The following is a 9,529-nucleotide window of genomic DNA, read 5'->3' on the forward strand; positions in this document are numbered from 1 at the left end:
ATGGGAGTCTCGCGGGCGTTCGTCACCGGTGCCTCCGGGCAGGACGGCAGCTACCTCGCCGAGCGACTGCTCGGCGACGGTGTCGAGGTGCACGCCCTGACCCTCTCCGGAGAGGTGTCGGAGCACCTGCCCCCGGAGGTCGTGATCCACCACGGCGACCTCTGCGACGTGCCGGCGACGCGAGCCCTGCTCACGGACCTGGCGCCGGACGAGATCTACAACCTCGCCGCGCTGTCCTCGGTGGCAGCGTCGTGGGAGGACCCCGACCTCAGTGCGGCCGTCAACGGCGCGGCCGCCGTCGCGCTCCTCGAGTCGGCCTGGCAGGTCGCCCGGGCACGCGACAAACAGGTTGCCTTCGTGCAGTGCTCGAGCGCGGAGATCTTCGGCGAGCCGGCGGAGTCGCCGCAGAGCGAGGCGACGCCGCTCCGCCCCGTCAACCCGTACGGCGCGGCCAAGGCCTACGCCCACCTCATGACCGGGGTCTACCGCAGTCGCGGCCTGCACGCCTCGAGTCTGGTCCTCTACAACCATGAGTCCCCCCGCCGCTCCCCCCGCTTCGTCACCCGCAAGATCACCTCGACGGTGGCGGCCATCGCGACCGGACGGGCGGAGGAGCTGGTGCTGGGCAACCTCGACGCCCGCCGTGACTTCGGCTGGGCCCCGGATGTCGTCGACGCCATGGTCCGCGCGGCCCGGCACCACGACGGCGATGACTACGTGGTCGCCACCGGCACCTCGCACAGCGTCCGCGAATTCGTGGCCGCGGCCTTCTCCCACGCGGGCGTGACCAACTGGGAGCGGCGGGTGCGGGTCGACCCTGCACTCCTGCGCCCCACCGACCCGACCGACCTGACGGGCGACGCGACCAAGGCGCGCACGCAGCTGGGCTGGGCGCCGACGCTCGCCTTCCCCGAGATCGTGAAGCAGATGGTCGACACCGATCTGGAGCTGCAGTCATGAGCCGGTCGCGCCGCCGTACGTCGTTCGCGGGTGGCCTGGCGCTGTCGCTCGCACTCCTCGCCGGCTGCGCCGACAGCCCGACACCGCCGCCGCCTGGCGCGGAGGACGTGCCGTCGACCCTGCCGGCGAAGCCGAAGCTGAAGAAGCAGCCGAAGCCGAAGATCGTCGCCGACGATCCGGAGACGTACCTCAGCGGGGTGAGCCAGGCCTCGGCCGACCAGGTCTGGCAGCAGTCCCTCGACGTGGTCTCCGACTGGCTGCTCAACCCGAAGCACATGCAGCGCCACCCGGTGCGGTCGGTACGTGAGCTCGACGGCATCACGAAGCTGATGACGCCCGAGGCGGCCGCGCTCTGGCGGAAGCAGGCGCACAGGGCGCTCAGGTGCTACGCCCGCCCCTACACCGACTGCTGGCGCACCCAGCCCAAGCGCCAGCTCCCCATCGAGCAGCTGGTCACCTTCATGGTGCCGCTCCGCGCCGACCGCGGCTGGGACAACCCGATGATGACGCCGGTGCGGATCGAGGACCCGCTGATGCTGAGCGCGAACGGGCAGTTCGGCGTGATCCTGCCGATCTCGACCAAGTACCGGCTGATCGGGCAGGGCAAGGAGTACCGCGTCGCGGCGAAGAGCGTGCTCGGCCTGGCGTGGACGCAGCACGACGGCGAGTGGAAGATCAGCCAGTGGTGGCGCGTCTACCGCTTCGACCGGGAGAAGCTCAAGGGCTGGCGTCCGGGCGAAGCCCCGCCCACCGAGGCTCCCACGCCCGGCGTCACGCCGGAGCCGTCCGCGGACGCAACGCTCTACCCCGAGTGACCCGGCCTGTGACTGGCTGACAAATGACTCAGCCCGCCTGCGCCGAAGCGCAGGCGGGCTGAGTGCTGGAAGAGGTGATCCCGAAGGGTCAGGCCTTCTTCGCGGCGGCCTTCTTGGCCGGAGCCTTCTTCGCGGCAGCCTTCTTGGCCGGAGCCTTCTTGGCAGCAGCCTTCTTGGCCGGAGCCTTCTTCGCGGGGGCGGCCGGAGCAGCCTCGACGGTCTCCTCGACCTTGGCCGGGGCGGCCTTCTTCGCGGCCGGGATGTACTTCTCGACGAGCTTCTGCGCCTTGGCGGTGAGCTCCTCGACCGACTTGGTCAGCTCGGCGAGGCGGGCGTTGACCTGCTCCTGGGCCTTGGCCGGGAGGGCCTTGGCAGCGTTCTGGAGCTCGGCGACCTTGGCGAGGATGTCGGCCTGGGTCTCCTTGACCGACGCCTCGATCTTGCCCGGGGCGGCCTCGATGGCGGCCTGCAGGTCCTTGACCTGAGCGGTGACCTTCGCCTGCGCGTCCTTGGCGGTCGAGGTGGCGTCCTTCTGGACGTCCGCAACCTTCTCCTGCAGGTCGGCAACGAGCTTCTTCACGTCGAACTTCTTGGCCATGACTGGCTCCTTCTGGTTGATGCACGACCGACGACGGTCGCGAGATTCGGTGGGCGGGGCCGCCACACCTTGGGGGTGGGTCAGCTCTCGCCCTCGTCGCTCTCCGCCGCGTTGATGGCGAGGAACGACGCGTAGACGTCGAGCAAGGACTGCTTCTGCCGCTCGGTCAGGCCCGGGTCGGCCAGCACGGCCAGCTCCACGGACCCGCCCAGACCGTCCTCCGGAGAGAGGATGCCGGCGCGGATGTAGAGCTGCTCCGCGGAGATCCGCAGGGCCTTCGCGATCTGCTGAAGCACGTCGGCGGAGGGCTTGCGCAGACCACGCTCGATCTGCGAGAGGTAGGGGTTCGACACACCGGCAACCTCGGAGAGCTGGCGCAGCGACAGCTTGGAAGCCGTCCGCTGCTCCTTGAGGTACTCCCCCAGGTTGTCGACCGTCTTGCCGACCACGCCCTTTGCCATGGCCCAAGTATTGCTAACTTTTGTTAGCGATTGCAACGGCAAGCGGTGTGAACTGGCACACGGAAGTACCGGATTCCCCTTCAAAACAAGGCGAAACGCGACATGTCTCGGGTGCTAACCATGGCATGCAAACCATGCAAGCAAGCAGTTAGCAAGCACTCGTCACCAAGGCTGCTCGGCGAGCACGGCGCGCGTGCGGGCACGCATGGGAGGATGACGGCCGTGTCCAGCACTGCAAACCAGCCCGTCCCCCAGCACTGTCCTTCGCCCCGCGAGCTCGACGACCTCGAGCTGCTCCTCTCCGGAGCGCTCGCCCCGATCTCCGCGTACGACGAGCCCGGGTCGCCCGTCACGCTCACGCTCCCGGACGCGCTCGCGGGTGAAGCCACGGTCGAGCTGGTCGATCCGGAGGGCCTCCCGCTCGCCACGGTGACCCGCGAGGACGGTCGCTGGGTGCCCACGGCGCTGGGGACCCCGGCGTACGGGCCGTTCCGGAGGCTCCACCTCTCGCCCGGGCAGGCGCGCGAGGCGTACGCCGGCAGGACCTGGGTCCCGGTCCACGACGCGCTGACGCCCGGCGAGATCACCGAGCTCGCCGCGATCGCGGGAGCGAAGGTGCTGGTCGCCTTCACCGGACACGGCTTCGCTCCCGAGCTCTCCCCGGTCGGCTTGGTCCGCGCGAGCCTGGCCGCAGCCGAGGAGATCGGCGACACCGCGGTGGTCGCGGTGCCCCTGGCGTCCCACGGGAGCAGCGCGGCGGACGAGGACCTGGCGCTGCAGGTGCTGGCCACCTACGCCGCCGGCGATCCACAACTCCCCCTTCGCGTGACCACAAGCCCCACTTCGACAGGCCACAAGCCACACTTCGGCGGCAAGGTGGCGGAGATCGTCGATTTCGACCGGCCGCCGCTCGACCGACGCGGGCTGGTCCTCTTCTTCACCGGGCTCTCGGGCTCGGGCAAGTCGACGCTGGCACGGGCGCTGCTCGACAAGCTCCTCGAGCAGGGTGAGCGCACCGTCACGAGCCTCGACGGCGACGTCGTACGCCGCAACCTCAGCGCCGGCCTCACCTTCAGCAAGGCCGACCGCGAGACCAACATCCGTCGTATCGGCTGGGTCGCTGCCGAGATCGCCCGCCACGGTGGGGTCGCGGTCGTCTCCCCGATCGCGCCGTTCGACTCCACGCGCCAGGACGTGCGCCGCTACGTCGAGGAGGCGGGCGGCACCTTCTTCCTGGTGCACGTCGCCACGCCTCTGGAGGAGTGCGAGCGACGCGACCGCAAGGGCCTCTACGCGAAGGCCCGTCAGGGGCTCATCCCGGAGTTCACCGGCATCTCCAGCCCCTACGAGGTCCCGGAGGACGCCGACGTCCGGGTCGACACCACCGGTCGCACCGTCGAGGACGCGCTCGCGGACGTCGAGAAGGCGCTCGCCGCTGCCGGCCTGCTGGAGGTGTGATGGCCACCCTCCTCTTCGTGTGCTCGGCGAACATCTGTCGCTCGCCGTACATGGAGCTCGCGGGGCGGGCCATGCTCGGGCCGGAGACCACGGTGGAGCTCTCCTCCGCCGGCACCCTCGGCTTCATCGACAAGCCGATGGACCCGACGATGGCGACGGCCCTGGAGCACAGCCCCGAGGTCACCCCGGAGCAGATCGCGGCGTTCCGCAGCAGGCGACTCACCTCCGAGCTCGTGGAGAAGGCCGACCTGGTCCTCACCGCCGAGTCGGAGCAGCGCCAGTTCATCCTCACCGAGCACCCGGCGGCGTTCCGCAAGGTCTTCTCGCTCGGTCAGTTCGCTGCGGGGGTCCGGCGCGTGGATTCCACCCTCAGCGGGCTGGATCTGGTGGACACTGTGGCGACCACGAGCGGGGTCGCCCAGGTCCGCGCCGACGTCGCCGACCCCTACCGTCGGGGGCGTCGCGCCGCCGCAGCTGCCGCCGCCCAGATCGACGAGCTGCTGGCGGTCGTCATGCCGGCGCTGGAGGAGCGGAGATGACGGACGACGGGTCGATCTTCGGCGGCATCGACTTCGACCGCCCGCAGCGCCAGCGCAGGCGGCGCAGGCACCGGCGCTTCAAGACGCTGCGTCGCGTCTACGTGCGCGTGGTTCCCGCTCGGCTGCGCAAGTGGATCGACGACAATCCTGCGCTCGCCGCGATCGTCGGCCTGCTCCTGCTGCTGCTCCTGATCATCCTGCTCTGGCTGCTCTGGCTCTGGCTCCACCTGCACCGCGCGCCCGGCTTCGACGCCGACCTCGGCGACAACCGCCCGCCGTTCCTCGGGGGTGAGAACATCCTGCTCGTCGGGCTCGACTGCGACGAGGAGGCGCCGGAGAGCAACCGGCTGCGCGCATGCAGCGGCAACGACGACAAGATCGACCTCTCGCGCATCGACTCCGGCGACCTTCGGTCCACCGGCGTCCGCAGCGACGTGATCATGGTCCTCCACGTCACCGAGGACGGTCAGCACGCGCAGGTGGTGTCGATCCCCCGCGACTCCTACGTCGAGGTCGACGGCCACGGCCGGACCAAGATCAACGCCGCCTTCTCCTACGGTGGCCCCAACCTCCTCGGCCGCACCATCGAGCAGAACTTCAAGATCCACCTCACCCACATGGTGGTCACCGACTTCGGCGGCTTCCGCGGGATCACCGAGGCCCTCGGCGGCGTCCAGGTCTACGTGCCCAACGACCTCGTCGACAGCCGCACCGGCACGGTCGCGTGGCAGAAGGGCTGGCAGACCATCGAGGGCGAGCGCGCCCTCGCCTACGTCCGCACTCGCTACGGTCTCGCACGCGGCGACTTCGACCGCGTGCAGCGGCACCAGAACTTCCTGCGGGCCGTCGTCGAGCGCACGCGCGACATGTCTGTCCTGGCGAACCCGTTCCGGCTGAGCCGGCTGGTCACCGAGACCACCGGGCACGTCGCGATGGACAACGGCATGACGGACAGCGAGGTCATGAAGCTCGCCTACGCAGGACTGCGGATGGGCCTGGGGAACATGTCCTTCGCGACGATCCCCTACGAGGGCGCCGCGATGGTCGGCGACCAGTCCGTCGTGCTCGTCCGGATGAAGGAGGCGATCGCCCTCTTCGACGCGATGCAGCGCGACAAGTTCATCTCGTACGTCGCCGACCACACCGTCGAGACGCTGCCCCCGCCGAACCAGGTCAAGTAGTCCGACCTCAGCAGACGTGCTGGCTCGCGCCGGCGCGCTCAGGACTGGGGGCGGGGCCGTGCCTCTTCGAGCTCGGCCACGGTCGGCGCGCCGAACATCGGCAGACCGTTCTGCTTGCGCAGGACACCCCAGACCAGCGGGACCAGGCAGAGCATCGCCAGGCCGACCAGCGCGACCGTGATCGCCTCGAGCGTCTCCTGGCCCTCGCCGTACGGGTGGAGGCCCGCCTTGAAGAGCAACGCGACGCCCGACATGGTCAGCACGACGACGATGCCGCGCCGGATGATCGACTGCGCCACCCGCGGGGCGATCCGGGCGCCGAGCAGCGTGCCCGGCACCGAGCCGATGACCAGCGGGATGAGCAGGTCCCACTCGAGGCCATGGATGGCGATGTTGGCGACCGCGGCGGCGAGGACCAGCGGGACGGCCTGCACCAGGTCGGTGCCGACCAGCTTCACCGCGGAGAGGCCCGGGTAGAGCATCAGCAGCGCGATCATGATGACCGAGCCGGAGCCCACGCTGGTGATGCCGACGAGCAGGCCGCCGAGCATGCCGACCAGGAGCGTGGGGATCGGGCGGATCGGCGGGTTGTCGTCGGGCAGCACGCCGCCGCTGCGTACGTTCCTGAGGTTGATGTAGAGCCGCAGCGCGTACGTCGACGCGGCGAAGAGCAGCGCGACGCCGATGCAGAGCTTGAGGGTCTTCTCGAGCGTCTCCGGGTCATCGGTCAGGCCACTGACCAGCCACGGCCCGAGGAAGGCCATGGGCACCGACCCGAGGATCAGCCACTTCGCCAGGGTGAGGTTGGGTGAGCCCTCGCGCCAGTGCGCGATCGCGCCGCCGGTCTTGTAGATCGCCGCGGCAGTGAGGTCGACCGTGACGATCGCCGCCGTGTGCCCGACGCCCAGGAAGATCAGGGCGGGCGTCATCAGCGCACCTCCGCCCATGCCGGTGAGCCCGACCACGATGCCGACCAGGAAGCCGGCAATCAGGATCGAGAAGAACTGGTCCGACATGAGCTCGGCCACGGATCCATCCTCGTTCGCTAGGCGACATGATGCGCGAGCTGCGTCCAGCCCCCTGCTCATCGCGCGTGGTCGCAAACCTTACTGGCTCAGTCAGGATTGTGGATAACGAACGGGCAGCCCGTGCCCACGGTGTGCGCGGGTGCAGGCCCCGAGCGCGCGCACCGTTACGATGCTGGTTGCCATAAGCGACGAGAGGTCACCCCAAGCTCATGACAGAAACGCACGCCGACTACCAGCTGAGTCAGCTCGACCAGCTGGAGGCGGAGTCGATCCACATCTTCCGTGAGGTCGCCGCCGAGTTCGAGAAGCCGGTCCTGATGTTCTCCGGTGGCAAGGACTCGATCGTCATGCTCCGCCTCGCGGAGAAGGCGTTCTACCCCGCGAAGATCCCGTTCTCGATCCTCCAGGTCGACACCGGGCTCGACTTCCCCGAGGTCACCGAGACGCGTGACCGCTGGGTCGAGCGCCTGGGCGTCAACCTCGTGGTGGCCTCCATCGACGACGCGATCAAGAACGGCATCATCCCCGACGCCGCGAAGATCAGCCGCAACCGCCTGCAGATCCCGACGCTGCTCAACGCCATCGAGGAGAACGGCTTCACCGCCGCCTTCGGTGGCGGCCGTCGTGACGAGGAGAAGGCCCGCGCCAAGGAGCGCGTCTACTCCCACCGCGACGAGTTCGGCCAGTGGGACCCGAAGAACCAGCGCCCCGAGCTCTGGAGCCTGTACAACGGTCGCCTCCACGAGGGTGAGCACATGCGGATCTTCCCGATCTCCAACTGGACCGAGCTCGACGTCTGGGACTACATCGGCCGCGAGCAGATCGAGATCCCCAACATCTACTTCAGCCACCAGCGCCGTGTCTTCGAGCGCGACGGGATGCTGATGACCGAGACGCCGCTCAACCCGATGCGCGAGGGCGAGGTCGCCTCCGAGCGGACCGTGCGCTTCCGCACCTGCGGTGACATCACGCTCACCGGCTGTGTCGAGTCCACCGCCTCGACCATCGAGGAGATCATCGAGGAGGTGGCGATCGCCCGGAAGACCGAGCGCGGCGCCACCCGCGGCGACGACCGCTTCTCCGAGGCCGCCATGGAAGACCGCAAGAAGGAGGGCTACTTCTGATGGCCACCGCTCAGAACAAGCCCATGGACCTGCTCCGGTTCGCCACGGCCGGCTCCGTCGACGACGGCAAGTCGACCCTCATCGGTCGCCTGCTGCTCGACTCCAAGTCGATCTTCGAGGACCAGCTCGAGGCTGTCGAGGCGACCTCGCAGTCGAAGGGCTACGACTACACCGACCTCGCACTGCTGACGGACGGCCTCCGCTCCGAGCGCGAGCAGGGCATCACGATCGACGTGGCGTACCGCTACTTCGCGACCCCCAACCGCAAGTTCATCATCGCGGACACCCCGGGCCACGTGCAGTACACGCGCAACATGGTCACCGGCGCCTCGACGGCCGACCTCGGCCTCGTGCTGGTCGACGCCCGCCAGGGCCTGACCGAGCAGTCGCGACGCCACGCGCTGATCCTCTCGCTGCTCCGCGTCCCGCACCTCGTGCTCGCGGTCAACAAGATGGACCTCGTCGACTTCTCCGAGGAGGTCTACGACAAGATCCACGCCGAGTTCACGCAGTTCGCGACGAAGCTCAACATCCCCGACCTCGAGGTCATCCCGATCTCCGCGCTCGCCGGCGACAACGTGGTCAACCGCTCCGACAACATGAAGTGGTACCAGGGCCCGACGCTCATGCACCACCTCGAGCACGTCCACGTCGCCTCCGACCGCGACCTGATCGACGCCCGCTTCCCCGTGCAGTACGTCGTGCGTCCGAAGTCGGACGAGTTCCACGACTACCGCGGCTACGGCGGCCAGGTCGCCGGCGGCGTGCTGAAGAAGGGCGACGAGGTCGTCGTCCTCCCCTCCGGCATGACCTCGACGATTGCCGGCATCGACCTCTTCGACAAGGAGATCGACCTGGCGTTCCCGCCGATGTCGGTCACCGTCCGCCTCGAGGACGACGTCGACGTCTCGCGCGGCGACATGATCGCCCGGGTCCGCAACGCGCCGACCGCCACGCAGGACATCGACGCGATGGTCTGCTGGATGACGACCGCTCCGCTGCGCCCCAAGCAGAAGCTCGCGATCAAGCACACGACGCGCACCGGTCGCGTGATGGTGAAGGACATCCAGTACCGCCTGGACGTCAACACCCTCCACCGTGACCAGGAGACCAAGGAGCTCGGCGTCAACGAGATCGGTCGCGTCCAGCTGCGCTGCACGGTGCCGCTGCTGTGCGACCCGTACTCGAAGAACCGCACCACGGGCTCGTTCATCCTGATCGACGAGGCGACCGGCGTGACCGTCGGCGCCGGCATGATCAACGGCTGACGCCAGCCGCTCCGGACGGGGCGTCCTCCTGCGGGAGGGCGCCCCGTTGTGCTGTCACTTCAGTCCCACCGGCCGCAGCGGACGGGCAGTCCATGCG

Annotated in this window: 10 protein-coding genes; 7 read left to right on the plus strand and 3 right to left on the minus strand. The window is 69.0% G+C overall.

From position 1 onward, the window contains the following. A complete protein-coding gene (locus VLF38_RS04545) occupies positions 1 to 960 on the plus strand; it encodes a GDP-mannose 4,6-dehydratase (RefSeq protein WP_325270096.1) in 960 nt (319 codons plus the stop codon). Then, positions 957 to 1,775, plus strand: coding sequence for a hypothetical protein (locus tag VLF38_RS04550; RefSeq protein WP_325270097.1), 819 nt, complete (start codon positions 957 to 959; stop codon positions 1,773 to 1,775). Before VLF38_RS04545 ends, VLF38_RS04550 begins: the two co-directional genes overlap by 4 nt. An 88-nt stretch (positions 1,776 to 1,863) precedes the next feature. On the opposite strand, the gene VLF38_RS04555 is transcribed toward VLF38_RS04550, so the two are convergent. After that, the gene (locus tag VLF38_RS04555) at positions 1,864 to 2,373 is read right to left on the minus strand and encodes a hypothetical protein (RefSeq protein WP_325270098.1); all 510 of its coding nucleotides are present in this window, start codon (positions 2,371 to 2,373) and stop codon (positions 1,864 to 1,866) included. An 80-nt stretch (positions 2,374 to 2,453) separates the two neighbouring features. Beyond that, positions 2,454 to 2,834, minus strand: a complete 381-nt coding sequence (locus tag VLF38_RS04560) for a helix-turn-helix domain-containing protein (protein ID WP_107698653.1) — start codon at positions 2,832 to 2,834, stop codon at positions 2,454 to 2,456. Between the two features lie 222 nt (positions 2,835 to 3,056). Here VLF38_RS04560 and cysC point away from each other — a divergent pair, with 222 nt between their 5' ends. The 3 genes from cysC to VLF38_RS04575 are packed head-to-tail and all read left to right on the plus strand — an operon-like array spanning position 3,057 to position 6,012. Next, positions 3,057 to 4,292: an adenylyl-sulfate kinase gene (gene cysC, locus VLF38_RS04565; protein ID WP_325270099.1), complete on the plus strand. Its 1,236-nt coding sequence runs from the start codon at positions 3,057 to 3,059 to the stop codon at positions 4,290 to 4,292. Next, positions 4,292 to 4,831: a hypothetical protein gene (locus VLF38_RS04570; protein WP_325270100.1), complete on the plus strand. Its 540-nt coding sequence runs from the start codon at positions 4,292 to 4,294 to the stop codon at positions 4,829 to 4,831. The genes cysC and VLF38_RS04570 overlap by 1 nt, the downstream gene beginning before the upstream one ends. Next, positions 4,828 to 6,012, plus strand: coding sequence for an LCP family protein (locus tag VLF38_RS04575; RefSeq protein ID WP_325270101.1), 1,185 nt, complete (start codon positions 4,828 to 4,830; stop codon positions 6,010 to 6,012). The genes VLF38_RS04570 and VLF38_RS04575 overlap by 4 nt, the downstream gene beginning before the upstream one ends. A 38-nt stretch (positions 6,013 to 6,050) precedes the next feature. Here VLF38_RS04575 and VLF38_RS04580 read toward each other — a convergent pair whose 3' ends face one another. Continuing rightward, positions 6,051 to 7,040, minus strand: coding sequence for a sulfite exporter TauE/SafE family protein (locus VLF38_RS04580; RefSeq protein WP_325270102.1), 990 nt, complete (start codon positions 7,038 to 7,040; stop codon positions 6,051 to 6,053). Between the two features lie 209 nt (positions 7,041 to 7,249). On the opposite strand from VLF38_RS04580, the gene cysD reads away from it, so the two are divergent. Both cysD and VLF38_RS04590 read left to right on the plus strand, forming a co-directional pair. Then, positions 7,250 to 8,164, plus strand: a complete 915-nt coding sequence (gene cysD / locus VLF38_RS04585; RefSeq protein WP_325270103.1) for a sulfate adenylyltransferase subunit CysD — start codon at positions 7,250 to 7,252, stop codon at positions 8,162 to 8,164. Beyond that, positions 8,164 to 9,432, plus strand: a complete 1,269-nt coding sequence (locus tag VLF38_RS04590; RefSeq protein ID WP_325270104.1) for a sulfate adenylyltransferase subunit 1 — start codon at positions 8,164 to 8,166, stop codon at positions 9,430 to 9,432. The genes cysD and VLF38_RS04590 overlap by 1 nt, the downstream gene beginning before the upstream one ends. The last annotated feature ends 97 nt before the right edge of the window (positions 9,433 to 9,529 follow it).

Source organism: Nocardioides sp. (assembly GCF_035481145.1).
Lineage (GTDB): Bacteria > Actinomycetota > Actinomycetes > Propionibacteriales > Nocardioidaceae > Nocardioides.

Coding starts and splice junctions, on each gene's coding strand:
- VLF38_RS04545 (WP_325270096.1), top strand. CDS start 1: ATGGGAGTCTCGCGGGCGTTCGTCACCGGTGCCTCCGGGCAGGACGGC.
- VLF38_RS04575 (WP_325270101.1), top strand. CDS start 4,828: ATGACGGACGACGGGTCGATCTTCGGCGGCATCGACTTCGACCGCCCG.
- VLF38_RS04570 (WP_325270100.1), top strand. CDS start 4,292: ATGGCCACCCTCCTCTTCGTGTGCTCGGCGAACATCTGTCGCTCGCCG.
- VLF38_RS04555 (WP_325270098.1), bottom strand. CDS start 2,373: ATGGCCAAGAAGTTCGACGTGAAGAAGCTCGTTGCCGACCTGCAGGAG.
- VLF38_RS04550 (WP_325270097.1), top strand. CDS start 957: ATGAGCCGGTCGCGCCGCCGTACGTCGTTCGCGGGTGGCCTGGCGCTG.
- VLF38_RS04560 (WP_107698653.1), bottom strand. CDS start 2,834: ATGGCAAAGGGCGTGGTCGGCAAGACGGTCGACAACCTGGGGGAGTAC.
- cysD (WP_325270103.1), top strand. CDS start 7,250: ATGACAGAAACGCACGCCGACTACCAGCTGAGTCAGCTCGACCAGCTG.
- VLF38_RS04590 (WP_325270104.1), top strand. CDS start 8,164: ATGGCCACCGCTCAGAACAAGCCCATGGACCTGCTCCGGTTCGCCACG.